At 48.0% G+C, this 26,170-nt stretch carries 24 protein-coding genes and 1 other RNA gene; 18 read left to right on the top strand and 7 right to left on the bottom strand.

Annotation, left to right across the window (positions count from 1 at the left end):
• Positions 1-25: 25 nt before the first annotated feature.
• The 6 genes from AC58VC_RS29925 to ssrA all read left to right on the top strand — a co-directional run bounded on the left by AC58VC_RS29925 (position 26) and on the right by ssrA (position 6,168).
• Positions 26-742, top strand: a complete 717-nt coding sequence (locus AC58VC_RS29925; RefSeq protein ID WP_497374264.1) for a M50 family metallopeptidase — start codon at positions 26-28, stop codon at positions 740-742.
• 112 nt (positions 743-854) lie between these two features.
• Positions 855-1,091 carry a preprotein translocase subunit SecG gene (secG, locus tag AC58VC_RS29920; protein ID WP_145668116.1) on the top strand — a complete coding sequence of 79 codons (237 nt, stop codon included), beginning with the start codon at positions 855-857 and terminating at the stop codon, positions 1,089-1,091.
• A gap of 74 nt (positions 1,092-1,165) precedes the next feature.
• A complete protein-coding gene (locus AC58VC_RS29915) occupies positions 1,166-1,963 on the top strand; it encodes an alpha/beta hydrolase (protein ID WP_497374262.1) in 798 nt (265 codons plus the stop codon).
• Positions 1,964-2,007: 44 nt separating this feature from the next.
• Positions 2,008-5,055: a ribonuclease R gene (gene rnr, locus AC58VC_RS29910; RefSeq protein WP_497374260.1), complete on the top strand. Its 3,048-nt coding sequence runs from the start codon at positions 2,008-2,010 to the stop codon at positions 5,053-5,055.
• Between the two features lie 97 nt (positions 5,056-5,152).
• Entirely contained in the window at positions 5,153-5,635 is a 483-nt protein-coding gene (smpB, locus tag AC58VC_RS29905; RefSeq protein ID WP_497374258.1) for an SsrA-binding protein SmpB, read from the top strand.
• Positions 5,636-5,802: 167 nt separating this feature from the next.
• Positions 5,803-6,168, top strand: a transfer-messenger RNA (tmRNA) gene (gene ssrA / locus AC58VC_RS29900).
• A gap of 439 nt (positions 6,169-6,607) precedes the next feature.
• Here the strand turns inward: ssrA and AC58VC_RS29895 are convergent.
• Positions 6,608-7,003, bottom strand: a complete 396-nt coding sequence (locus AC58VC_RS29895) for a VOC family protein (RefSeq protein WP_497374256.1) — start codon at positions 7,001-7,003, stop codon at positions 6,608-6,610.
• A 203-nt stretch (positions 7,004-7,206) separates the two neighbouring features.
• On the opposite strand from AC58VC_RS29895, the gene AC58VC_RS29890 reads away from it, so the two are divergent.
• The 3 genes from AC58VC_RS29890 (at position 7,207) to AC58VC_RS29880 (ending at position 9,851) form a co-directional block, all read left to right on the top strand.
• Complete coding sequence (locus AC58VC_RS29890; protein WP_497374254.1) at positions 7,207-8,019, top strand: helix-turn-helix transcriptional regulator; 813 nt, start codon at positions 7,207-7,209, stop codon at positions 8,017-8,019.
• Positions 8,020-8,138: 119 nt separating this feature from the next.
• Positions 8,139-9,146, top strand: coding sequence for an ABC transporter substrate-binding protein (locus tag AC58VC_RS29885; protein ID WP_497374253.1), 1,008 nt, complete (start codon positions 8,139-8,141; stop codon positions 9,144-9,146).
• A 171-nt stretch (positions 9,147-9,317) separates the two neighbouring features.
• Positions 9,318-9,851, top strand: coding sequence for a DUF3231 family protein (locus AC58VC_RS29880; protein ID WP_497374251.1), 534 nt, complete (start codon positions 9,318-9,320; stop codon positions 9,849-9,851).
• 83 nt (positions 9,852-9,934) lie between these two features.
• Here AC58VC_RS29880 and AC58VC_RS29875 read toward each other — a convergent pair whose 3' ends face one another.
• From AC58VC_RS29875 to AC58VC_RS29865, 3 genes are all read right to left on the bottom strand, one after another.
• Positions 9,935-10,807 (bottom strand): DNA-primase RepB domain-containing protein, encoded by an 873-nt coding sequence (locus AC58VC_RS29875; protein WP_497374249.1) that lies wholly within the window; start codon positions 10,805-10,807, stop codon positions 9,935-9,937.
• A 173-nt stretch (positions 10,808-10,980) separates the two neighbouring features.
• On the bottom strand, positions 10,981-11,388 hold the full coding sequence (locus AC58VC_RS29870; RefSeq protein WP_497374247.1) for a CHRD domain-containing protein: 408 nt from the start codon (positions 11,386-11,388) through the stop codon (positions 10,981-10,983).
• A 335-nt stretch (positions 11,389-11,723) separates the two neighbouring features.
• Positions 11,724-12,992, bottom strand: a complete 1,269-nt coding sequence (locus AC58VC_RS29865; protein WP_497374245.1) for an MDR family MFS transporter — start codon at positions 12,990-12,992, stop codon at positions 11,724-11,726.
• 234 nt (positions 12,993-13,226) lie between these two features.
• Here AC58VC_RS29865 and AC58VC_RS29860 point away from each other — a divergent pair, with 234 nt between their 5' ends.
• The 5 genes from AC58VC_RS29860 (at position 13,227) to AC58VC_RS29840 (ending at position 20,936) form a co-directional block, all read left to right on the top strand.
• Positions 13,227-13,718: a CcdC protein domain-containing protein gene (locus tag AC58VC_RS29860; RefSeq protein WP_497374243.1), complete on the top strand. Its 492-nt coding sequence runs from the start codon at positions 13,227-13,229 to the stop codon at positions 13,716-13,718.
• 175 nt (positions 13,719-13,893) lie between these two features.
• Entirely contained in the window at positions 13,894-16,548 is a 2,655-nt protein-coding gene (locus AC58VC_RS29855) for a hybrid sensor histidine kinase/response regulator (protein WP_497374241.1), read from the top strand.
• Between the two features lie 83 nt (positions 16,549-16,631).
• Entirely contained in the window at positions 16,632-17,606 is a 975-nt protein-coding gene (locus AC58VC_RS29850; protein WP_497374239.1) for an ornithine cyclodeaminase family protein, read from the top strand.
• A 12-nt stretch (positions 17,607-17,618) separates the two neighbouring features.
• Positions 17,619-18,785, top strand: a complete 1,167-nt coding sequence (locus tag AC58VC_RS29845; RefSeq protein ID WP_497374237.1) for a dipeptidase — start codon at positions 17,619-17,621, stop codon at positions 18,783-18,785.
• A 12-nt stretch (positions 18,786-18,797) separates the two neighbouring features.
• Positions 18,798-20,936 (top strand): CocE/NonD family hydrolase, encoded by a 2,139-nt coding sequence (locus tag AC58VC_RS29840; protein WP_497374235.1) that lies wholly within the window; start codon positions 18,798-18,800, stop codon positions 20,934-20,936.
• A gap of 286 nt (positions 20,937-21,222) precedes the next feature.
• Here AC58VC_RS29840 and AC58VC_RS29835 read toward each other — a convergent pair whose 3' ends face one another.
• On the bottom strand, positions 21,223-22,032 hold the full coding sequence (locus tag AC58VC_RS29835; RefSeq protein ID WP_497374233.1) for an MBL fold metallo-hydrolase: 810 nt from the start codon (positions 22,030-22,032) through the stop codon (positions 21,223-21,225).
• 204 nt (positions 22,033-22,236) lie between these two features.
• Here AC58VC_RS29835 and AC58VC_RS29830 point away from each other — a divergent pair, with 204 nt between their 5' ends.
• Positions 22,237-23,535, top strand: coding sequence for an NCS2 family permease (locus AC58VC_RS29830; RefSeq protein ID WP_497374231.1), 1,299 nt, complete (start codon positions 22,237-22,239; stop codon positions 23,533-23,535).
• Positions 23,536-23,577: 42 nt separating this feature from the next.
• On the opposite strand, the gene AC58VC_RS29825 is transcribed toward AC58VC_RS29830, so the two are convergent.
• Both AC58VC_RS29825 and AC58VC_RS29820 read right to left on the bottom strand, forming a co-directional pair.
• Positions 23,578-23,973 carry a hypothetical protein gene (locus AC58VC_RS29825; RefSeq protein WP_497374229.1) on the bottom strand — a complete coding sequence of 132 codons (396 nt, stop codon included), beginning with the start codon at positions 23,971-23,973 and terminating at the stop codon, positions 23,578-23,580.
• A complete protein-coding gene (locus AC58VC_RS29820) occupies positions 23,970-24,353 on the bottom strand; it encodes a hypothetical protein (protein WP_497374227.1) in 384 nt (127 codons plus the stop codon). Before AC58VC_RS29820 ends, AC58VC_RS29825 begins: the two co-directional genes overlap by 4 nt.
• Positions 24,354-24,582: 229 nt before the next feature.
• Between AC58VC_RS29820 and AC58VC_RS29815 the strand changes: the two genes are divergently transcribed.
• From AC58VC_RS29815 to AC58VC_RS29805, 3 genes are all read left to right on the top strand, one after another.
• Positions 24,583-25,344, top strand: a complete 762-nt coding sequence (locus AC58VC_RS29815) for a GTP pyrophosphokinase (protein ID WP_497374336.1) — start codon at positions 24,583-24,585, stop codon at positions 25,342-25,344.
• Positions 25,345-25,428: 84 nt separating this feature from the next.
• Positions 25,429-25,656 carry a DNA-binding protein gene (locus tag AC58VC_RS29810; RefSeq protein WP_161406859.1) on the top strand — a complete coding sequence of 76 codons (228 nt, stop codon included), beginning with the start codon at positions 25,429-25,431 and terminating at the stop codon, positions 25,654-25,656.
• Positions 25,653-26,093, top strand: a complete 441-nt coding sequence (locus AC58VC_RS29805) for a DUF6526 family protein (RefSeq protein WP_497374225.1) — start codon at positions 25,653-25,655, stop codon at positions 26,091-26,093. Before AC58VC_RS29810 ends, AC58VC_RS29805 begins: the two co-directional genes overlap by 4 nt.
• The last annotated feature ends 77 nt before the right edge of the window (positions 26,094-26,170 follow it).

The following is a 26,170-nucleotide window of genomic DNA, read 5'->3' as shown; positions in this document are numbered from 1 at the left end:
CTAAGCGACCGAGGGGGTCATTGTAATGAGCAATTGGGTGAAGACTATTTTATTTCTGATAGGTTCCGCATTGCTCACGCATTGGATCCCCTCTTCTTTTTTTCGTAACCTGGATACTATGGTTCATGAGTTTGGGCACGCGGTGGTGACACTAGCGCTGTCTGGTCAAGTGCAGCGCATCGAGCTGTACGCCAATCATAGCGGTGTCACACTTTCGGCGATTTCTCAGGCTAGATCGTGGTCGATCATTCCTGTAGCTTTGGCGGGGTATACGACAGCTTCCGTATTTGCGTGGTTCCTGTTCTCAGCCTTTGCTAGAGGGAAGCAGCAGATCGGTTTTCTGGTCATGATTGCGATATCCACCATCTCCTTGCTCTTATTCGTTCGCAATGGCTTCGGCATCATGTTCTTAATCGGCTTTATTGCCTTGACGATTATCATGATGGCTATTCCTCTGAAATGGCTGCGCAACTTCTATTACTTGCTGCTCGCTTTTTTATGCTTGGAGGAGTCGGTATTCGGACCTATTTATTTGATCCAGGCCGCATCGAGAAATACGCGCCAAGCTGGAGATGCCACGAATTTGGCGCTTCATACGGGGGTTCCGACGATGGTATGGGCGATTATCTTTACGCTCTTTGCGTTATGGTGCGCGAAGCGAGCCGTGCAGGCTTTTCTAGGGCGAAACAAGCGGCCAAGAAGCGCCAATCGGCAGTCATCCGCGTATTCCTATCGTGACTAAAACGTAAGAAAACGTCCAAAAACCTCTTTTATTGTATTCTAGGACGAACTGTGTTAAAATACTCATGCTAGTTATATAAGCAAAAGTACAGGCAATTGGGGTGCTAATAAACATGTTAATCTTTATGAAAATTTTGTTGATCATAGCTTCGGTCGGATTAATTGCGATTGTTCTTCTTCAAAAAGGTAAGAGCGCAGGGTTGTCTGGTGCCATTTCCGGTGGTGCGGAGCACTTATTTGGTAAACAAAAAGCACGCGGTTTGGAACTTTTCTTGTCCCGTTTCACGATGGGGCTTGCTGCTGCATTTTTCATTCTTTCCATTGTCGTAGCATACGTAGTGAAGGCCTAACACACATAAAACGATAACAGCAGGGGAAATCTACTCCTGCTGTTTTTTCATTTTAAACGGGTTATAGGTAGGAGATGTTTACCATCGAGAGCAAAGTTTACAAATCGACCGAGCCTTTTTTCTGGACAGGCAAGGGTACGAAGCAGACGACAGGCATATTAATGATTCACGGGTTCACGGGATCCCCCTCCGAATTTCGGCGGATTGGGTATGAACTGCGGGATGAGGGCTACACCATCCAGGCAGTGAGGCTTCCCGGACATGGAACGTCACCGGAAGATATGTTACGAACCGGATGGACGGATTGGTATGGGCATGTGCTGGAGAATTACGACGCGCTAGCGGCGAAATGCAAAAATGTCGTCGTGATGGGACATTCGATGGGTGGTCTCTTGGCCCTTAAATTGGCTGTCGAACGTCAAGTAGCGGGTGTGGTTTCACTGGCTACTCCGATTTTCCTTACGTCAAGAAAATCTGCGCTGGCGGTCATTATGCAGTATTTTATCAAATACATAAATAAGAAGCCCAAAACATTCTCCACGCTATTAGATGAGTCATGTGCATATACCAAAACGCCGATTCGCTGCGTCGTTAGTTTGCGAAAGCTTTTAAAACATGTGAAAAGTTTGCTGCCTCAAGTGGAAGCGCCGATATGGATCGGGCAGGGGGGCAAGGATGGTGTCGTCCATCAGGGAAGCGCAGCGTTTTTATATGAACGTATTCGCTCCAAAAGTAAAGAGCTTCGCTATTATGCGAAGTCATCGCACGGTTTGCTGCTGGATCAGGAGAGAGAGCTTGTTTATGCCGATATTGCAGCGTTTATCCTTTCTCTACAAGTGGCATACTATGGAGTAAAGGAACGAGTACGGTGACGTAGGAACGATGCTCAACAACAACAAGAAGGTGAAGAGGTTATATGATAACAAATCAAGATATTATTAGTTTGATGCAAGATGAGGCTTATAAGCCTATGTCCTATAAAGAGCTCGAAAAGCATTTCCAGATTGCAGGCGCGGAAGAGTTCAAGGATTTTATTAAATTATTGAATCAATTAGAGGAAAGCGGTCACGTGGTCCGAGGCGGGAATGACCGTTATGGCGTGCCAGAACGCATGAACCTAGTAAGGGGAAGACTGCAAGCGCATGCCAAAGGTTTCGCATTCTTAATTCCGGAAGACCGGGAGCACCCGGATGTTTATATTAATGCACATGATTTGAATACCGCTATGAACGGTGACATCGTTTTCGTGAAAGTGACATCCAGAAGCCAAGGCGGGGGTCGCTTGGAAGGCGAAGTCGTGCGTGTGATTAAGCGTGCTAATACGCAGATCGTAGGGATTTTTCAGGGACAGGATACGTATGCCTTCGTTATTGCTGATGATAAGCGTGTTACGAGAGATATTTTCATTCCTCAGCATGCTTTTAATGGCGCTGTCACTGGGCAGAAGGTTGTTGTAAAGATCGTGAGCTATCCAGAAGGGCGCTCTGCGGCTGAAGGAGAAGTTATTGAAGTGCTTGGTCATAAGGATGATCCAGGTGTTGATATTCTGGGGATTGTGCGCAAGTTCCAGTTGCCTGAGGCTTTCAAAGAGGACGTATTGGAAGAAGCAGAGGCTGCACCGGATTCGATTACGGAGGAAGAGATTATTGGCCAAGGGCGCCGCGATCTCAGGTCGAAACGGATTGTTACCATTGATGGTGAAGATGCCAAGGATTTGGACGATGCGGTTAATGTGGAGTTATTGGAAAATGGCAACTTCCGCTTAGGCGTTCATATCGCTGATGTGAGCTACTATGTGCGTGAAGGCACCGCTCTGGATATTGAAGCCTATAACCGCGGATGTTCCGTGTATTTAACGGATCGCGTCATTCCGATGCTGCCACACCGACTGTCGAACGGGATTTGTTCGCTTAACCCGAAAGTAGACCGCTTAACGATGTCTTGCGAGATGGAATTCGATGAGAACCTCAAAGTCGTAAACCATGAGATTTTCACAAGTGTAATTAAGACTAGTGAACGTATGACATATACCAATGTGCGCAAGCTTCTGACGGGTGAGGCTGAGCCTGAGCTTGTGGAGCGGTATGCGTATTTGATGGAAGATTTTAAAAGGATGGAAGAATTGGCAGCTAGACTGCGTTCCAGGCGGATGAAGCGCGGAGCGATTGATTTTGACTTTGATGAGTCTAAAATTATCGTGGATGCGGACGGTAAACCGACCGATATCATTAAAAGAGAGCGCTCTGTCGCGGAAATGATGATTGAAGAGTTCATGCTTGCTGCGAATGAAACAGTTGCTGAACATTTTTCGTGGATGAAAGTACCATTCTTATATCGTGTCCATGAAGATCCTGATTCTGAGAAGTTGATGAATTTCATGGAGTTCGTGACGAACTTCGGGTATGCGGTCAAAGGCAAGGGTAACTCCGTACATCCGCGTGCTTTGCAGAGCTTATTGGAAGATATCAAGGGAACACCAGAGGAGACTGTCGTTAGCAAAGTCATGCTTCGCTCGATGAAGCAGGCTCGTTATGATGCGCAGAGCTTGGGGCATTTTGGTTTGGCGGCGGAATTCTATTCGCACTTTACCTCTCCGATTCGTCGGTATCCCGATCTGATCATTCATAGGGTCATTCGCGAAGTGTTGGAAAGCGGTACTCTGTCTGATACTCGTCATGAATATCTAGCTTCCCGCATGAGCGATATTGCGCAACAATCATCGGAACGCGAGCGTGTAGCTGTAGATGCAGAGCGTGAAACAGAGGCACTTAAAAAAGCCCAGTATATGATTGATAAAGTCGGTGAAGAGTTCGAGGGTATTATTTCCAGCGTGACAGGCTTCGGTATGTTCGTGGAACTTGATAATACAGTAGAAGGTTTGATCCGGTTAAGTGATCTAACTGATGATTATTATAATTTCCATGAGAGACAATTTGCTCTTGTTGGGGAACGTACGTCCAAGATCTATCGGATCGGGGATGAAATTAAAGTTCGTGTGGCTCGCGTGAATATGGAGGAGCATACGATTGATTTTGAATTGCTGGATATGAAGCCTCGCAAAGAGGGTGTCTTTAATCGAGGTGGCGGAAGCGGCAAGCCGTTCAAAGGATCTGCTGGGTTTAAGGGCTTCCGTGGCGGTAAAGGCAAACCGGAGAAGGGTAAGGGCGGCTATACCAAAGGTAAAGGCGGCTTTGCTAAGTCTCAGGGTGAGAGCACTGGGCGCAGACGTAGTGATGGTAGTGTTGTTGGTGCGACTGATGGAGCCCGTGCTGGTCGTGAAGGTGGAGCTGGAGCGAGAGCGGGTCAAGAGGGAACTAGTGGAGCAGCAAGGCGTGTTAGAGACGGGCAAGAGCGCGGTGAAGGCGGAGCTAACGGTGCAGGGCGTGCGAGAGCAGGGCAAGAGGGAACTAGCGGGGCCGCAAGGCGTGTAAGGGCAGGTCAAGACCGAAGTGAAGGCGGGGCTGGGCGCGGCCGTGTTGAAGGGCAAGAAGGAAGAGCACCTCGTGGTGGTGATGGCGCTGAGGGACGTGCTAGAGCAGGTCAAGAGCGTGGTGAAGGCGCAGGACGTACGAGAACAGGTCAAGAACGTACTGAAGGCGCAGGCCAAGGGCAAGGCAAGCCGCGCAAAGGTAAGGGCGGTAACACGCCGTGGAGCGAAAACCGCGGCAAAGCCGGCGGTGGTCGCGGGAAGGCGCGTGGTCCTAAGCTGAGCGAAGGCGGCAGCTTGAGCTCGAGACTTGAATCTGTCGGCGCAGGGCGGACAGATAGCGGCTCTGGGCGCGGCGAAGGCAAGCGAGGCCGCGGAGGCATTGCGCTTGGGGGCGAAGCCCAAGCGGGTGGTGGTTCCGCTGCAGAGCGTAGCAGCGGCGGCAGTGATTGGGCGAGCGGCGTGAACGCGCTCGCCAAGGGTGGTCGTCGCCGGAGTGATGGCGACGGTGGCGGTAGCAAGAAGCGGCGGAGATAACGCCGCTTCTTGCTTTTCGGTCTTGATCTTGCTACAATAGGATGCACATTGTAGCATTATTTACCTGCGTCATCAGTATGCGGGAGGAGGATCTCACGTGGCAACGAAGAAGGCAGATGGCAAGGTACTTGCCCAGAATAAAAAGGCTTCACACGATTACTTTATTGAAGAAACGTACGAAGCTGGTCTTGTCTTGACCGGCACGGAGATCAAATCCTTACGGGCAGGTAAAGCGAACATTGGCGATAGCTTTTCGACTATTCGTAATGGTGAAGCTTTTGTTCATAATATGCACATTAGCCCTTTTGATCAAGGTAACCGGAGTAACCCAGATGATCCTACTCGGACGCGGAAGCTGCTTTTGAAAAAGGCACAAATCGCCAAGATGTTGGGACAAGCGAAGCAGGAGGGTTACACACTTGTGCCGTTGAAGGTTTATATCCGTAATGGATACGCTAAGCTTCTAGTCGGTATCGGTAAAGGAAAGAAACAGTACGACAAACGTGAATCGGCTGCGAAAAAGGATGCACAACGCGATATTCAACGTGCGCTGCGCGAGAAGCAGAAGATTGCTAGATAATCCGTATTGGTAAGCAGCACCTAGACTTCCACAAACCTGCGCGTTCATTTTTGTACAGCTTGTGATATACTAGGTCTACAGCAAGTGATTTAGTTTTTAAAAGCAATTTCGCTCCAACAGCTCGTCTTTTACCTTCTCCGCTCTATTGGCGGAAATGAAGGCAATCCGGGGGTGTTCTTGGATTCGACGGGGATAGTTCGAGCGCGGGTTGCGGGTAGTGGGGACGCGTCCACTATAACAACGCTAAAGCCTATTAAATGGCAAAACACAAAACAACTACGCTTTAGCAGCTTAATAACCTGTTAGCGTGCTTCTACTCAGCATCGCCCATGTGACTGGGATAGGGGCTCAACTATAGTGGGATACGACGTTTGGTCTCCGCCTGGGGTCGGACGTAGGAAGACAATCAGGCTGACCCAACGCATAGCCGGTTACGGGGCGCTGCTCGGGTGACATCAAAACTGTGACTACACCCGTAGATGCCTGTGTGGCGATATTTTCGGACAGGGGTTCGACTCCCCTCACCTCCATACAAAAGAAAGAAGCACCCGTTCAGGGTGCTTTTTCTTTTGTATTTAGGAGGTGAGGCAGGAGGAGAACCCCTCGCGGGTTCGCCCGCGCGGACCGGAGCGAGAGCGTAGGGAGCACGGCATTGAAATGTACCGCTAGGTTGGTCACCGGTGAGTGGGCTTCGATAGTAAGTTAGATGGACATTTCAATACTCCCCTCACCTCCATACAAAAGAAAGAAGCACCCGTTGAGGGTGCTTTTTCTTTTGTATTTAGGAGGTGAGGCAGGAGGAGAACCCCTCGCAGGTTCGCCAGCGCGGACCGTAGCGAGAGCGTAGGGAGCACGGCATTGAAATGTACCGCTAGGTTAGTCATCGGTGAGTGGGCTTCGATAGTAAGTTAGATGGACATTTCAATACTCCCCTCACCTATATGGATATATTGAATACATATTCAAAAAAATCTATTTTGCGTTCTCATCAGGCTGATGAATACCAAAAATATTTCCTTCTGTATCTATATAATACCCTTGCCACGCCATTCCAGGTAGAGCATATTTTGGCAATGCAAGCTTGCCTCCATTATTAAGGATTTTTGCTTCAGTGGCATCGTAATCGCCCACGCCCATTGTACATGCATAGCCATTCAAAGCCTGGCCTGGTTCTGGGGAAGCACCTTGCCGTTTAACCAAAGCTCCATTAATGCCAAGCTCGTTTGCTTCGCCTGTCACAGCTCCAAAATAAGGCATTCCGGCATAGCTGCTCCAATCTTCAAATTTCCATCCAAATACTTCTCCGTAAAACTTCTTAGCACGCTCCATGTCATCTACATGAACTTCGAAATGAACTAATCTACCCATGATTTCTGTTCTCCTCCCAGTTTTTTACTTTATATACCTGTTATCATGTTTCTACCTATAGTTTTGATTTCCTTTTTCAGTATTGAAATAAGTATAGAAAATTATTCTATTTTAGGTATTGAAGAGCTATAGATGAAAAATTGAGCCGACCCCATTTCTAGACTACAATAAGGAAATAACTGTCCAAGATAGGGGGGATCTCTGTGGAAAATCAATATGATGCGTTGGCCGGCTTTTTTCTGCAGGTGCCCATCGACATATTCGGCGTATTTCAAACCAACCTCAAGAATGGCATGTATCAAGGCCACAAGGCGCAGCCAACAACGAAAGGCGGGGTGCTCATCGCGCTGAAGGGTGAGGCCACTTTTATATACGATGGGGTAAACTATCTGATGAGTCCGGGGAAGGCGATCATCGGCGGTTTTAACCGGCACTTTGAGATCATCGTAAACTCTGCCGAGTTTGAGTATTTCTTGGTTCATTTTCTGCCGGTGGCTCCCAATATGGACAAGGCTCATCTGGTGAGGGAGGTGCATCAGCTGCATATCGACATGGATGCGGGGCTGCTGCAGCTGATGAAGCAATTGAGGCGGTATTCCACCGAGCTGGGGCATATTGAGCTGCTTGAGAAGAAAACGTTATTTTACCAGTTGGTAAATAAGACGTTGACGTACGAGCGCTACTTGCAAAATAGTGAGAGCCATTCGATGATGGAGCAGACGATTGAGCACATTCGGCAGCATTACATGGAGCCGCTCACTTTGGAAGGCTTGGCGGAGCAGCATGGGATAAAGGGTAAATATTTTTCGCATCTATTTCAGAAATATACAGGGATCGGGCCGATTCATTACTTGATTGAATATCGTATGAAGGTTGCCTATGAGCTTCTGATGACGACGCCTTTTGCCGTGCGGGACATTGCCCGAAATGTCGGGTACTCCGATGCTTACTATTTTAGCAGGCTGTTCAAAAAGCATTATGGCATGTCGCCAACCTCGCTGAAGCGGAGTGAATGAGGAATAAATCCATCTGGGTATCGGGAAAATCTCTATTTGCGTGGGCGGATCTGAGTGGTAAGATAAATTCGATAATGATAATCGTTATCATTTATTTGCTCCGCGAGAGGAAGATCATGATGAAAAAACAAGTTATGCCGCTTCTGACAGCGTGCGTGATGATGGTATTCCTTATACTAGCCAGCGCATGCTCCAGCAGTTCCAAATCTAACACGGAGAGCAGCAGCCCATCCGCGACACCTGCAGCTAGTGCATCGACAGCCAGTGCAAGCTTTCCTAGAACGATAACCAGCGCCAAAGGCGAACAAGTGACGATCGCGAAGAAACCGGAAAAGGTTGCGCTTGTTCATTGGGGATTGACCGAGGATCTACTCAGTTTTGATATCCCATCCATTGGCATTGCGCTTCCATTTACGGAAAAGCAGTCCCTGCTTGGCAGCGAGTTGTACAAGCCTTATATGAGCAAGTATAAGGAAGTAACGATTGTCGGCGAGAATACGGAAGTCAATATTGAAAAACTACTGCAATATGGCCCTGACCTCATCATCGCAGGTACGGATACGAATCAGAAGGTTGCGGACCAATTGTCAAAGATTGCGCCAACCGTTTTCATTGATGAAGCGAAGATGGACGTTTGGAATGACTGGCCAGGAGTCATGACGAAGTTCGGTGAAATGCTCGGACAGGAAGATAAAGCGAAGCAGGCTATCGATAAGTTTAATGCCAAGTTTGCAGAGGCGAAGGACCAACTGAAAGATGTGCAAGGCAATGTTGCTTATCTCCAGGTGAGGGAGAAAACGATGTGGCTGCAAGGTACGCAATATGCCAGTCATTATTATGAGCCGCTCGGTTTAAAAGCACCGGAGCAAGCGAGAGGGGAAGGCGCAGCGCTTACGCTTGAAGGTTTGGTACAGATCAATCCGGATCATATTTTCCTGGGTTACTTTAATTACAGAGATAGCTCTCTGCCTGCTCTTGCAGACGAATGGGAAAAAAGTGAAGTTTGGAAAACGCTCAAGGCTGTGAAGGAAAATCATGTATACAAAATCGACGGATCGATTGCTTACGGATTTGGTCCGATTAGTAGGACTTATGGGACGGACGCCATTGTGAAGGCGATGAAGTAACCAATCAAGGAGCAGTATGCATGACTGAGATTTGCAAAACGATAAGGAGCTTTATCACTGAAATTCAGTGATAGGCTCCTTTTTGCATTCTGGATGTATGAGGGGCTTCCATGATCACCCTTATAAAATAAATGCCAATGGGTACGCTATTAGCAAAAGGAGTTGGGAAATATGAATATCTTGGAGGTACTCGGCGATACAATAAAGCCATTTCTGGATGGGGAAAAGCCTCCTTTAAATGTAGGAGAAGTTATGAATCTCTGGTTTTATTTCAATGCAACCGATCAAACGATGCGCGGTGAGCAGGTATCTTTTAATATTGCTGAGGATCCTGAACTGAAAGAGAAGCTGAGAGAGGTCATTAATGATGTGCATCGGCCGATACTCGAGGATTTAACCGAATTTTTAAAAGTTGAAGGTATCCCAGTGCCAGCAGCGTCTTCGGATAAACCGGTTGGCGATTTTCGACATATTCCGGAGGGCTCGAAGTTGTCAGATGAGGAAATAGCGAATCTGCTTAGCTTCAATTTAGTACTGGGAATCAATTATGCTTGTCGGGGGTTAACAGAAGCCGTACGGCCGGATGTGGCCATGATGTTTGCCAAGTTTCAGATGAAAAAGTTAATTTTTTCGATAACGTTTAAGGATATGCTGATGCGCAAAGGATGGTTGCTGGCTCCGCCGGATTATAGACCGGAAGCATGAAACGAATTGTTACAAATGGGATACCGCGGCTCCCTGCTATATAAAGAAAGAAGCACCTGTGGAGGGTGCTTTTTTGCAATAGCTCATGGTTTTAATAATAGTGTGTGGATAAGTTCCTCTTGCGTAAAAGGTTGCTTTCTTCCTGAATGGATGACTTTGACCAGGTAGGGCTTATCCGGATTTTTCATATGGTAAAACCCAGGAATTCGCATGACTCTCGTTAAGTTTGTAATCATAGGGTCTGACCCAAATTTGCTGGCTAGCGCTTTTTGGATAGGAACGAATTTATTTACGGAGCCGCCTTGAATGACCCAATAGATGTGATAGCCATTCTTAGTTTCAACGATCATCGCATTCTTGATCTGGTGCCAGTGTTTTTTCAGGAAGCTCTTTTTCAGAAGGGCAACTCGATCTTCGGCGCGATGAGCTTTAAGCAGATATTGCCCTTGTTTTCCTTTTTTGATTGCAATGGATTGTATCCGTTCCAAGGGGTCTGATTTGAGTTGTTTGATTCGTTCTTTTAATTGTTCTTTGGTTGGGTATTGTTCGGATATTTTATTAAGATCAACATCGATAAACTGTGCTCTGATTTCTTTGATTTCGCGAGTTTTTTCATCCCTGCGGTTTATTTCCATGAATACCGCGTAGCCTTTAGCATTTTGACTAAGTAAATGGATTGATTTGTTGTTTTTGGAGAGCAGTTCGATTCGAGGGACTTGTTTTTCCAACAGTAAGAGGGGCTTATGCAGCAGGACAGCTTGTTTGTCGCCAGATGAATTCAAAGAGTGCGCAGAATGTGCGGATTTGGCCTGGTTCTGTTTCGTGCGCTCAGCATCATTAACTAAGATAAAATGAAGTTGCTCATCCCCTTTGGGGCAAAGTCTATGAATAAAATGATGCATATGGCTGGAACTGCGCTTAACCAGAGAAGAATAAAGAGTTGATCTATTTTTCATCAGGCCACATCCCCTTTGTCTAGATTACTGTCACCTACGTGATTGGCATTCTAAACATTCATATTCTGAGAGGGCCAAACTAGTGTAAACTTTGGAACCTATTTTCATGGGGCATGGGGGGATGTTCGCTCTCATAAAGAAAGACACCCGCAAGGGTGCCTTTTCACACATCATTAGGACTGTTTAACTTGGCCGCGAATTTCACCATCTGGATTCCGGCTGGTGTGCACGTTGACATAGGCATTGCCGTCTTCGAATTCAGTGATTAAGTCTCTAAGCGTCTTGCCTTGCAGTGGACCGATTAAATCCTGGTTCGTCAAAGTGCCTCGAACGACACCTCGTCTGACGGAAATACCGAATTTGTTGGGTCCAAATAGGAATACAGCTACCGGTCCGTTGCGGCCTATTCGTCCAAGATGAATATGGCCTTGGGTGGCGCGAGAAATATTGCGTATGATCAATGCAAATCTTAGCTGAGTTCCGCTGCTGTTCAGCTCGAATATGGCATCTCCGGTGGCTGCAGTTTGTACGGGGGGGACTTCGTTTCTACCATTGAGAAAGGCTTTGAATATAGTAGGCATAGGTCTTCACTCTCCTTATCTAGTAATACTTCTATGTATTCATAGATTGAGAGATTTGCTTATTAATAGGCCTAGATGATAAGAATTTCATCATGCGAGGGGGTGCTAGGGGAACTATAGTCCAATTTTGGCGGGGAAATGGCACCTTGACTGAAAATTACGGCTCTAAGCACAAATAAGGCCCTGTAGTTCCGCTAGAAGAGGAAATTACCCAATTTCCTTCAAATAGCGGACTGCAGTTCCGTTAAATAAAATCCTAGAGGAATTCACCGCCAGGCTCTCTGAATTTTGATTATTTGCCGGTGATGGGGGAAGTAGGCTGTAGTGAGTACCCTCTAAACAGCACTCTGGCGATCATGCAAGTTGAACATGATGTTGTACAGGACCGCCGAAATAACAGCTATTCCCGCAAGCAGAATGAACGTCCATGTGAAGCCGATCCACGAAGAGATCGGGATCGATAACGGCGCTAAGGTGCGCCCAAGCGTGTAGCGTAAGCTGCCAGCGGCAAAATATTGGCCGCGCATATGCTCGGGAGCCAGCCGGGAGACGAAAGCTTGCTGAGGGCCAGCCGACATAAGCTCAGCCAGTGTGAATACGGCAATAGCGAGGGTGAAGCCCCAGAAGGTGGACATGTGGCCGAACATGGCGATACCAAGCGCATAGAAAAGCGCACCGCCGATGAATACGTAGCGGTCACGATAAGCGAGCATCCACTTGGTGACAAGCACGGTAAATAGGGCTACGAACAGCCCGTTCTCCGATACAATCAGGCCGAACAACTGCTTGCCCGATAACTGTAGGTTCCAGTCGCCGTAGGAGAAGATCGTCGATAACTTCACGGTTTCCTCCATGAAAACAGGGAACAGCAAATCCAGCTGCATGAAGGTCTGGGACAGCAGCACACCCGCGAGGATGAACAGCAGAAAGACACGGTCAGCTGCAATGATCTTGTAGTCCCGCAGCTGTGCGGCGAGGAACCGGTACCAAGGCTCACCGGCAGCGGAGCGGTTGCGCTCTACAAGCTTCTCCGGCAGCGTTTCGTGTATGGTGCGGCTCATCGTCAAAGAGAGGAGAAGGCAGAACACCGAAGCAGCGAAAAGCACGATGTACGGATTATCATCGTATGTGATAGATCCGAGCAGCGGGCCGACAACGACAGACACGTTCGCTGCTGTATAGAAGATGGCAAAGACGCTGGAGCGGTGCTCCTCTTTCACAACATCGGCTACCATCGCTTGGCTGGCAGGCCAATAGATGGAACCGGACATGCTGGCGAAGCTGAATCCGATGAAGCCAAGAACGGGCATCGCAAGCAGAGGCGAAGCGGCAAGAGCGAAAATGCCGTACCCGATGCCTTGTCCGCATGCCGCAAGGACCATCATCCGTTTGCGTCCGAAACGGTCAGCGCAGTAGCCACCCATTAAGTTGGCGAAAACAGACAACGTTTGTGACAAAATCAGCAGAACTCCCGTCCAGCCCTTACCGAAGGAATTCGCAAAATAGATCGATAGAAACGGAAAAAAGGTCCAAAAAATAACATTAAAAGCGGTCTCTCCGCCAAGGCGGATTTTTAAATTAATATCCCAATCTCTCATTCTCATCTGGCTGTTACCTCTAGTTGATAGTGTTTACTTACATACTACCATTCTTGCTAAATAAACAAAACGAAGGAAGAACATGCGGATAATCGGATTATTTGAGTCGAAAGGCATTTTTTTGCAAGGAAAACGTATCGGTCTGGAGACCGAGAAGGAATATGCCCTGCGTCTGAATGAATTCCGTGATAGATCGTGTATACTTATATAAAAAAAGCAGCAACAGGAGGAACTTTTATCATGAATGCTGGAACGTTGGTTGGGTATGGCATTGGCGCACTGGTCATCATATTGGTAATATGGCTCAGAACCCGGGGCAAAACACGTCCAATCAAAAATAAAGGCATGGGAATTCTAATTCCTGTCATTATACTGCCTATTCTATTTGGTTTTTCTATTTATTCGTTAACGCAAATTCCTGATCATCCTTTTCATTTGCCCGTAATCTGGGAGATGCTGTGCGCCATGCTGCTTGGCGTCGGGCTTGGCAGTATTATGCTGTATCATACCGGTTATGAGAAGCGGGAAGACGGTTACGTTTATTCGAGGCCAAACAAGAATTTCAAGTATGTGATCATTGCCGTTTTGGTCATTCGTATTGTGCTTTCACAGTATTTTAAAGGGCTGGATTATACAGAATTCACGGTTCTTACTATGTTAATGGCGTACTTATACATTTCAGTTTGGCGCATCGGCAGTTTCATGAAATACCGCAAGGCTAGTGTGAACTAAATCGTGACTGAGGAGTACCCGGGCTGCTGGCAGCTTGGGGCTTTTTATTTTGGCCAAAAAGTAGGGTGCACACGATATATCAGTAGAAGATCTGAACGTAATGTTGTAATATATATTAGACAAGATATGACAATTTTTTCGCGCAGCGAGTAGGTAAAATGGGGTGAGGTGTCACATGAAATTTCTGTTCTATTTTGCACAATGCAGTGCATTAATCGTGACTTTTGTTTTTTTATTAAGATGGCTGTACCCCTACTATGTAAAATTCTCCAAAAGAGCGCAGTCGGTCATTTTCGGAATCGCTTTCGGAATCTTCGGTCTGATTATTATGCAAATGCCATTAAATGTTGCTCACGGATTGCATATGGATGTCCGATTTGTAAGCGTTATATTTTCGGCTATTTTTGGCGGGCCTCTATCTGCTATCCTCACAACTCTGATGATTGGCGCTTATCGCATCAGTCTTGGGGGACAACTGCTTTTTCCACTAGGTTCTCTAGTGACTACGATGTTGATCAGCATAGCCGTTCATCGATGGAGTATTAAAAATAGAAAGCTCATGGAGAGATATGGCTGGCTGCTAGGCCTGGTAATCGGCCTTCACACGGTAGGCTGGGCGCTCCTCGCGCCGCCGGAGACGATGAACTATTTTCTGACAGATTTTTCAGTCAGTTATGTGATTTTTTATACAGTAGCTATTCCACTTTACTACTCTTTGATCGCTTACGAAATCAGAAGTTTCGAGACGGAGATCAAGCTGCGCGAGAGCGAGAGCCGGTATCGAACGCTGGTGCAAAACTCCCCTGACCTCGTCTATTGCTGCGACCTGGACGGGACGATTACTCAGGTAAATAACAAGATGTCACATTTTTTGAAAATGAGAGAACAGGATTTGCTCGGGCGAAATATGCTGGATTTGATGGCATCCGAGAAGGTTCGCCAACAGTGGATGCAAGCGCTTAACGAAGTGCTGAGCACCAAGGAATCCAAGTCGTTCGAAGCGGAAGGTCTCATGCCTTGTGGTGAAAATAAGTGTATGCACTACACCATTTCACCGATTTTTAATCGGAACAAGGAGATCGTGGAAGTAACGGGAACCGGTCATGATATTACTGAGCTTAGGCAGCAAGAGAAGGCGCTTCACCAATACAAAGGCCACCTCGAGGAACTGGTAGAGGCTCGCACGTCAGAGCTGGCGGAAGCCAAAGAGATGGCCGAGTCCGCGAATCGCGCGAAAGGCGAGTTTCTGGCCAATATGAGTCACGAAATCCGCACGCCGCTTAATGCGGTGATTGGTTTAAGTTATTTGCTCCAGCAAACAGAGTTATCCGAACAGCAGCAGGTCTATGTGGATAAAACGATTATTTCGGCCAAAAACTTGATCGCACTCATCAATGATGTTCTGGATTTCTCGAAAATAGAAGCAAAAAAGCTGGTCATCGAGCAAGTCGATTTTGACCTATATGATGTACTGAATCAGATTTCCAATCTAATTGGGATGAAAGCTTATGACAAAGGATTGAAGCTGCATTTCTCCATTCATCACGAGGTCCCGCAAATGCTTATTGGCGACCCTTTTCGTTTGAATCAAATTTTGATCAACCTGTCGAATAATGCTGTGAAGTTCACGGAACAGGGAGAGATCTCTTTTGAAATCTGCCTTTTATCCAAAAGCGAAAGGGGTGTCACTCTCGGATTTACGGTCCGTGACACAGGAATCGGCATTACGGAAGAACAGCAGGAGCAGCTGTTCCACCATTTTACACAAGCAGATATGTCGACAACCCGGAAGTATGGCGGGACAGGGCTAGGCCTGGTGATCAGTAAAAATCTTGTCGAGCTTATGGGCGGAGCCATAGGTGTAGAGAGTCAAGCTGGTCAGGGCAGCTCGTTCTCCTTTACAGCGAATTTCGGACAAAGTACGGGAGCGCGGCTCACGTCAATGAATCAAGACTCACAGTTGAAATTGCTTAGAGTGCTCTTGGTATGTAACGATGCTGACATGCAGCTGGTCCTCAAACACCAGCTTGAACAGTTCCAGTTCATTGTCAACACGGCAGATTCCGAGAGTGGCGCAATTGAACAAATTTACCGCAATGGCCGCTATGATTTGGTAATCGTAGATTGGAAGCTGAGGAATTCTGTTGCTGTTCCGCTTGCTGAGCGAATACAGCTCGAATTCTCCTCACCGATGCAGGTCATCGTGATGGTTACCGCGTATCATGAACCAGAGCTGCAAACGCGCATCCGTTCGCAAGCCATAGATAAGGTGCTGAACTACCCGATCAGCCAATCGCAATTGTATAACGAGCTTATCAGCTTGTTTCAACAGCATTTTGTGGCCAAGCAAGTCACAGGACCCGATCCTGAGAAATCGGAGCGTTTCAAAGCGCTGCAGTATGCGAGTGTTTTGCTTGTGGAAGATAACGAGATCAATCAATTAGTTGCTACGGAAATGCTGAAAGAAGTTGGAGTGGTCGTCGATGTGGCTGAAAATGGTCTCGAAGCTGTCTCTCGTGCGAAGCTGAGGCGTTATGATGCGATTCTGATGGATTTGCAAATGCCTGTGATGGGCGGCTACGAGGCGACCAAGCACATCCGCCAGCTGGAGCATGCGAAGGATATTCCGATTATTGCGATGACGGCGGATGCTATGAAAGGCGTGAAGGATGAAGTGCTTGAAGCGGGCATGAGCGGCTATATAACGAAACCTTTCGATCCCATTCAACTGTTCGGATTGCTTCAGCGGCTGATTCAGACTTCGACAGTGAAGGGGTATAAACAAATCGCAGCTTCGTCGGAGACGGCAGGCGCGCCGGACGTGAAATAGAACGCGCTGCTCTGCAAGCCATCTGGAGCGTGTTTTGCTATAATTAAAAGGCAACTACTAACGAAGCGGGTGATCATTCAGATATGCTAGTCATCAATCAACGCGAGGTTCTGGAATTGCTGTCCATGTCAGCTTGCATTGAAATCATGCAGGCTGTTTTGGCAGACTTGACGAATGGACAGGCCATTCAATCGCTAAGAAGTGTTGTTCCACTGCAGGGGAGTCATGTTATGGGACTCATGCCAGCATACTTGAAACGGGAAGCGCGAGTGGGCGCCAAAGTGATTACGGTGCTGCCGGATAATCATGCCAAAGGGATGCCTTCGCATCAAGGGTTTGTTTCTTTGTTCAATTCAACCAATGGTCAATTGGAAGCTATTGTTGATGGCACCAAAATCACCGCGATCCGCACAGCGGCCGTCAGCGCGGTAGCGACTCAGCTGCTGGCGAGACCAGAAGCGAGCACGCTAGCGATGATCGGAACAGGCGAGCAAGCTAGAACGCACATCGAGGCGATGAGTCTGGTTCGTCCGATCGAGCGGATCCAAGTATGGGGACCGAACCCGGCCCATGCCCAGAAGTTGAAGGAAGAGACGGAAGGTCGGTACAACCTTCCTGTCGAGGTCGCATCTTCCGCGGCGCAAGCGGTATGGGACGCGGACATTATTTGCACGGTCACAGCGTCGACAACGCCTATTTTGCATGGAGCGTGGATCAAGGAAGGCGCTCACATCAACGCTGTCGGTGCCTGCCGGGCAAAAGACAGAGAGCTGGATACCGAACTCGTGCGTCAAGCGGAGTTGTTCGTTGATCGCCGCGAGTCCGCCGTGAACGAAGCGGGAGATTACTTGATTCCCCTGCACGAAGGGGCAATCGGGGAAGGGCACATTTTAGGCGAAATCGGAGAATTAGCGGTTGGGCTTAAGCCAGGTAGGAGTTCTAGCGCAGCGATTACACTTTTTAAATCATTGGGGCTTGCCTGCGAGGATTTAGCAGCTGCTCATTATATTGTTCAAGAAGCAGTACGTAGGAATAAGGGCACACAAATTGTATTTTAGGAGCGATGATAGATGAAGACGAATCTCACGGATGGACTGTATCCTTTTCACTTAACGCCAGAGCAGGAGGACCGTGCGAGCCGGCTTCACGAAAGCAGTATCATTATCGATCTGCTGTTCCAAGGGCCTTTGTCGCCCAACGCGATCCCTGCGCATATCTCCGAAAACATCCGTGAAGCCTGCGAGCCTTACCGGGATGAGCCTATGGTGTATAGCGGCATGCCAAGCAAAATTATTCATGATATGGCGGTTCGAGGGGAGCTCCCGGCGTTCAAGGAGGAGTGGTACCGTTCTGGTATTACCGCGGGCAACCGCCAATTGGACGTGTCTAATATAGAGAGCATTGTGACCAGCATGGGAGAAATACAGCGCCAATTCGACGCGATGGATTGGATGGTCAAAGTGCTGAAAGCGGAAGATATTCGCGCCGCCAAAAGCAGTAATCAGAAGGCGGGTATCATAACCGCGCAGGAAACGGATGGACTAGGCAAAAATCTCGCCTTGCTTGACGCGCTTTATTATTTCGGTCTGCGTGTTTTGCAGCTTACGTACAACAATCAGAATTACATTGCTTCGGGCTGTGCGGAGCAGGCGAATGGCGGCGTAAGCAACTTCGGTGCGCGCTTCATTAGCAGAATGAACGAGCTTGGCATCATCGTCGACACCAGCCACTGCGGGAAACAAACGACGCTGGATGCTTGCCGGCTTTCGGCAGCGCCGGTCATCGCTTCCCATACTGGCGTCGAGGCGCTATTTGGCCACATGCGCTGCAAAAGCGATGAAGAGCTCCGGGCGATTGCTGGAACCGGCGGTGTAATTGGCATCTTTGCGATGCCGTGGTTCGTCTATCAGGATCCGAATGAGACGACTATCGAGCATGTGCTTGATCATATCGATTATGTGGTTCGGCTGGTCGGCGTTGATCATGTGGGCATTGGAACGGATTGGCCGATGAGCGATGTGGAGTGGTCTCTGGTGTATTTTAAAGAGCATATTGCACCGAGAATTGGCTTTGCCAAAGGGGACGGTCCGTCGACTGAGACGGTGAAGGGGCTGGAGAAGTACAGTTATTTCATCAACTTCACACGTGGCTTGGTTGCAAGAGGATATAGCGATGAGGACATTCAGAAGATTATTGGCGGGAACTGGCTGCGTGTTTTTGAACAAGTCTGGGGATAGGAGGTAACAGGGATGAGCACATATTTTCAGTCAATGACGTTCAATTTGTATTGTGCTGGTGTGTATGAGGGGAAAATCCGTTTTGGCGAAAATGGGATAATGCATGCCAGGGTGGACGCTCGCAGGAGGACGCAAATGCAGGAGAATGTCCTGCAGGAGAGGACACCGTACATACTGCCTTTCGTTAAAATAAAGATGTCCTTGCCACATTATGCTGGGGCTGTTTGGCAGGGGGACGAGGTTACGCTCGGCAATGGCGATCTTTATGCACGGCATGTTCGATATACGGCTTTCGTGGCGGGGCAACCGGGAGGATCAGGGCAAGAGATGACATCTCAGGTTTGGGCGATGCGGAAGGATACGGCGCTCGACATCGTGACTGTGGATGGACGTATCATAGCGTTCGTAGCACCGAACCGGTACGGTATGGAGGTGCTCGTTGCGGAAGGGTACGAAGCGTTGACTCCGCTTGTGGTGTACGAAGATCCGCTCCTCTCCAAGCCGGAGTTCGGCGTGAATGATCTTGGCACCTTCCTCGTCCCGATGCGGGATGGTGTGCGTTTGGCAACGGACGTTTACCTGCCTGAGGGAGTTCAATCGGCGCAAGGACTGCCAACCATACTCATTCGCACGTGCTATGATCGCAACTTGCGAAAAGAGTTTTTCAAGCGTTGGGCGAACAAAGGGTACGCCGTCGTCAATCAGGATGTCAGAGGGCGCGCGGATTCCGAGGGAGAGCTGGTTCCGTTCTACTACGAGCGGGACGACAGCGCCGATACAATCAATTGGATTGTGTCGCAGGAATGGTCAAACGGCGACGTCGGCATGTGGGGGGCCTCCTATCTCGGATATGTTGTGACCGCAGCCTCTACAAGTGGACACCCGAATTTGAAGGCGGTCGTCAACGAAGTAAACGTCGGCTCACCGTTCGTGGATACGGTACGCAAAGGCGGTACTGTTTGCTCTTGGCCTTTGCTCTGCTGGACGCTGGCGCAGTCCGTTGGAACAAGGACGGATTTTGATATCTTCGCAGGTAAAACCGTTAATCCGGAGAAAGCCGTGGACGCCAGACCGATCAGGGAGATACCCCAGCAGATGATAGGCAGAGCCTCTGGCCCTTGGGATCTGTGGAGTGAGCATCCGGAGTATGATGATTTCTGGAGAAATTGCACCTTTACGGAGCGAGGCGACCAGGTCAAGGTGCCGATGTTTGTCATCTCCGGTTGGTACGACGGGGATAGCGCAGGCGTCTCGGAGACATGGAGCATGCTGACCAAGCACGACGTCCCCAACCGGAAAATATGGCTCGGACCGTGGGAACACGGCCCTAACCGAGCAAGAGATCTACTCGGTACCAGCTTCAGCAACGATGCGGTTGTTTACGATTATGACGTAAATGTGCTGCGCTGGTTCGACAGGTTCCTCAAAGGGCTGCCAAACGGCATCGATCAAGAGCCAAGAGCGAAGTATTACATTGTTGGTAGCAACGAATGGCGAACGTCCGAGGATTGGACGCCTGTGGAAGCGGAATTTAGGAACTTTTATTTGGGGAGTAATGGTCGTGCGAACTCCAGCCATGGAGATGGTGTGCTGATGGAGACGCCTCCTCGGCACAGTCCTGCGGATACGTATGTGTATAACCCAGAGGATCCTGTAGCCGATAGCGGCGAAAGAGAACCGGAGAACATGCGCAAACATGAACTTCGCAGCGACATTCTCGTGTACACTAGCGCTGTTTTGGAGAGTGATTTAACCGTAGCTGGCGAGCTGTCTTGTGAATTGTATGCGGCGAGCACCGGAGTCGATACGGACTGGGTCGTTACTCTAAGTGATGTCGATGCGCAGGGAAATTCGATCAAGCTCTCCAATTATATCGTCCGGGCGAAGTACCGGGGCGGATTGGATGCGCCAGAGCTGCTCACGCCTGGTAAGGTGGAAAAGTATGCGATATTCATGCAAAATATCGCTCACACATTCCGCCAAGGCCACCAGCTGCGGTTCACGGTTACATCATCGAGCAAGTTCATCGCGTTTCCGAACACGAATACCGGCGTCAATCCTTATGAGGATCCGAAGCCTGTGATCGTGCAGCAAATGATTTACCACTCGGAGGAGTATCCTAGTCATGTAAAGCTTCCGATTATTTCGTAAGCGGGAGAGAAGTGTGGAGAAGAGAAGACACCTGTTAAGGTGTCTTTTTTCAGTCTGATTGCCCGCTAGAACGATGAGAAACATCGTTATAGTGAGCAATCCACACCGCGAAGGCAGCTAGAACGATGTAAAACATCGTTAGAAGCTAAGTGAGAGAGAAAGTCATGCCGGTTCCCATCCTTAACGATGAGAAACATCGTTATACGAGCAATCCACACTGCGAAGGCAGCTAGAACGATGTAAAACATCGTTAGAAGCTAGAAGAAAGAGAAAACGCTATGCTAACTCACAGCTCCACGATCAAACCATCATAAGCAACCTCAATCCCATGAGGTTGAAAAATTTCAACTAAATCCTCATGCAGCAGCCCCGCATTATGAGAGAAATGCGTCACGAACACTTTGGCTCCCGGCTTCAATGCCCCGACTTCATCCATCCATGTTTTCGTTTCGAGCACAGCATCCACGTTCATATGGTTGTTTCTATGACCCACTCGGCCTGTTGTGCATTCCAGAATGACCAGATCGAACTGCTTATCCTTCAGCCAAGCCCACGTTTCATTCGGAAACCATCCGCTGTCGTTGCCATACAAGACTGTTTTTCCGTTTTTTTCGATGGCATAGAGTAAGCAGGTTTCCAGTGGATCGTGATCCGCCAACAGCGGTACGATCGTTGCCGTTTGCGTCTGGACAGGCTGAAACGGGATTACACGGTGGAACTTATAGTTGTGCTCCAGTCCATTCAGCGCTTGAAAGATAAGTCGGAAAGGAAGGTCATGTCCGTAAACATGCATGGCTTCATCACCTGAGTGGGCATAACCTTTCGCGCGAATGGCCATGTCCTCAGCGTAGAGATGATCAGAGTGCGAATGGGTGATGAGCAGATCCTTTACGCTGTTCATATCAAGTCCATATTGAAGCGAATGCATCAGGGTGTCGGGTGGGAAATCGACCTTCAAGTCGTGGTCAAACATAACAGAGGTGCGGGAACGAATATTTTTCCCTCCGCGTTCGCGGGCTTGTTTGCAGGTGAGGCATTGGCAGAACAGCGAGGGTATGCCCTCAAATGCTGCTGTTCCCAGAAAATGAACCTTCATAGATGAGACCTCCTTGGCGCCTTAAACGTTGTTGTTTCATGATAATTTAGTGTTGTTTATTGTATGAATGTTGTTGGATTCTTGTTGTTTAGTGCCAATTGTATCCCCGCTTGGCAACGCTGTCAATGGAGAAAAATGATTACTAAGGTTCCAAACAAAGGGAAGAATAAAAAAACAAATCCCGTTGGTTGGAGGTAATCAGCAATGAACACGTTATTTAAGTTGAAAGAACGGGGCACAACGGTGCCGACGGAGCTCATGGCGGGGGTCACGACGTTTTTGACAATGGTCTATATTGTGATTGTAAATCCAGGGATTCTAAGTAAGGCAGGGATGGATTTCCACGGGGTGTTCATTGCAACGGTGCTGGCTAGTATTGTGGCGACGCTGATTATGGGTCTTTTTGCGAATTACCCGATTGTGCTTGCGCCAGGCATGGGGTTGAATGCATACTTTGCTTTTAGCGTCGTGGGAGGAAGCGGTGTGAGCTGGCAAACTGCGCTTGGCGCTGTTTTTGTCGCAGGAGCCTTGTTCATCGTGTTATCGTTAACTTCATTCCGATATATGCTGCTGGACGCAATTCCTACAAGTTTGAAGCACGCCATCACGGCGGGTATCGGTTTGTTTATCACATTTATCGGTTTGCAAAATGCTAAAGTCATCGTATCTTCTCCAGCAACGCTGCTGACACTGGGTAATCTCAGAGAACCCATGACGGCGTTGACGATCATTGGCCTTATTGCTTCGCTGATTCTGATGGCTTATCAGGTGCGCGGCTTTTTGTTCTTCGGCATGTTAATTACTGCTGTATTGGCCTGGTTGATGGGATTGCTGGCGATGCCGGAGACATTCGTTTCAGCGCCGACAGGTCTTGCTGCCACGGCTTTTCAGCTGGACATCAACGGTGTTTTCTCGGGTGGGATGTACGCTGTTATTTTTACATTTTTGCTGATTACGTTGTTTGATACAACGGGAACGATGCTTGGGGTCGCCGAGCAAGCGGGGCTTCTCAAGGACAATAAATTCCCGCGCTCAAGAGGCGCACTGCTGGCTGATGCGATAGGAACCTCGACAGGCGCCCTGCTTGGAACGAGTCCCACCTCCGCATATGTTGAGTCCAGTTCTGGCGTCGCTGTTGGCGGGAGAACGGGGCTAACGGCGATCACAGTGTGCGTTCTACTGGCCTTAACGCTGTTTTTCTCACCAATTATTGCCGTGCTTGCCAGCATTCCGGCCATTACCGCTCCTGCGCTAATTATTGTAGGTTTCCTAATGATGAATGTACTGCGCAAAATAGAGTGGCAGGACTTGGAGGAAGCCTTTCCAGCTTTTCTAATCGTGGTGTTGATGCCCTTAACGTACAGTATCGCAACCGGAATTGGCATCGGATTTATCGTATATCCAGTATTAAAGCTGCTTCGCGGAAAACGCAGTGATGTTCATCCTATTTTTTATTTATTTGCCGTATTGTTCTTTATTCAGATCGTGTTTTTCAATCATTGAATCTTACGGAGTTTTCAAAAACAAAATGTAACAGAAGGCACCCTAGCCGGTGTCTTTTTTAATAGCGGCTAGTTTATCGCGGACGGAGGTCTCCAGCTTGTAGATTCGCTGCTTCTCGTCATTGATCTGACGCAGAAGGGTAACCATGGAGCTGAGGGTGCTTTGGACACCGATCGCATCTCCTTTTTTAGCGCTTTTTTTTAAGGCGCTCCATAACGGGGACAAGCTTTTGCGGGACGAATTGACAGCGCTCATTTTGGCCTTAATTTGTACGTTAGTTGGATCGATGTCTTCGAGGCGGCCCCGTATGTTCTTAGCTGCTTTGGAGGCTTTATCCTTGGCTGCTTGGTGGGCCTGCTCCTTCGAATGAATATCTGCGCGCGCTAACTGGGCAGGAATTTTCAATGCTGTGGCCTGAAGGCGCAGCAGGGTGTTCAAGCTTTTGATTTTGAGCGGCCGCACATCTTCGATTTGTTTATTAACGGCGGTGTAACGGGATAATAATGGTTTGTAACGCTCCCTCGTAGTTGGGCAGCGTCAATGGCTTTAGACTGTTTGCTTAGCGCTGTCAGTGCCTCTTTATTTTGGCCGTGCTGCAGCGTAATCGAATGATCCCACTCTTGTTCTTGCTTCTGAAGGGTGAGCAGCTCGCCTTGCATGGAGTGGATACGATTAGCTTGAGTTTGGCTCGAAGCGGCTAGCGTTTTGTCCAAGAGTCCGGCTGTGAAGTTGAATGGAGCTGCTGCTAGCGCTTCCCCCGCAAGGACGGAGACTAGAACAAAAGCGGCGACAAGAGAAGTGAGTGTTTTCAGATACAAGCCTCCTTAATTTTCGAGGAAATACAAAAAAAGCACCTGCAAGAAAAGGACTAGGCCTTATCCTACGGGTGCTTCCACGTAAAGTTTTCACTCGAAATATGATAGATGTACTATATCAAGCGACCTTGCAAAGTGTCAATACGAACGCCAAATTTGCTCACGGGCCATTCGTACCTTACACTAGTTAAGACTGGTAAAATAACCACGACCAAAGGATGGAACCGCCATGATGAATCAACTTTCTATGAATGATTTAAAACGATTTAAGCACGAAATTACAAGATTTATGATGACGTACAAATTCGCGTTGGACGCCATGGAAACCCGCGTAGAAATCTTAGTGCAGGAATTCGAGATGCTGCATGAATATAACCCCATCGAGCATACCAAGTCCCGCTTGAAGTCGCCGGAGAGCATTTTTTATAAGCTTAGCAGGAAGGGCGGGGATATGTCTTTTGACGGGATAAAAGCATGTATTAAGGATATTGCGGGTATGCGAATTACGTGTTCCTTTGTCTCGGATATCTATGCGATCTCTAATATGCTGAAAAACCAAAGCGACCTGAAAGTGCTGGGAGAGAAGGATTATATTAAGCATCCGAAACCGAATGGCTATCAAAGTCTTCATTTGCTGGTGGAAGTGCCGGTGCATTTGACGGATCGTCAAGAGAGTGTGTGCATAGAAATTCAGATTCGTACAATCGCGATGGACTTTTGGGCCAGCTTGGAGCATAAAATATTTTATAAGTTCAATGAAGGCAATCAAACGGTACCTGCGCGATTGTTGGAGGAGCTTAAACAAGCGGCTGTCGCGGCGTCTGCACTGGATTTGCAAATGGAACGTCTGCATGCAGAAATAGCAGAGATCAAGGAAGAGCAGACCTCCGAAATTGTGGCGAGCGACGTGCTCAATAAGATTGTGATTAACAACCAGCAGTTTGCGCTGCCACAGGCGTTACTAGGGCTTTTGAATGATGATGACGGCAAGTAAGATTGTATCCTACAAATGGATGCTGTGTCTGAGCACTTCTGTGTTATAATTAAAAGATTGGAACAGAAGGGTGTTGCTTCGGACATGCAGGTATTTGAAGATTGGAATCAAAAAGTGAAATCAACGTTCAATGCGACGAGTAATGAAGTTGTATTAACGGTGATGGAAGCTGGGAAATCGTTAGGTCTCACCAAAGATCAGATGAAGCAGTATGTAGACAAAAACAATTTAACCAAAGTGCCAATTATGAGGAGTGTTCATCGCTACTTGCTATTGAAAAGCGAGATTGATGAGATTGTGAGGAAATCATGAATAACGGCCAACAAACGTATGCGAATCATCGCAGAATGCATCCATTATTTCACTTTGTATTCTCTTTGTTAGCGTTAGTTCTATTGGTTACTTCGATCGTAGAGCTAATTAGATCCATACAACTAGGGGATCAATTGCTGCCTTCGTTTCTTTTTCTACTCATTTCTATCATTGTGGTCATTGTATTCGTGCTGATTCGTTCCTATCCAATGAAAGCACAGGATCGTGCAATTCGTGCAGAAGAGAACCTCAGGCACTATGTTTTGACTCAAAAGCTGCTGGATTCGAGACTAACGGTTAGTCAGATCGCTGCGTTGCGCTTTGCCTCCGACGAAGAGTTTCCTGCTCTTTGTGAGAAAGCGGCTGACGGGCAATGGTCATCTGATGCGATTAAGAAATCCATCAAGAGCTGGAGAAGCGACGGATATCGCATATAGGTTGTAAAAGAAAGAGGCATATCCCTGAGGGATATGTCTTTTTTTGTTGAAAAATATCTGTTCAGATAGAAAAATAG

It is taken from the genome of Paenibacillus sp. J22R67, from assembly GCF_059692175.1.
Note: the sequence above shows the minus strand (reverse complement) of the source record. Positions and strands in the feature narration are given on the sequence as shown.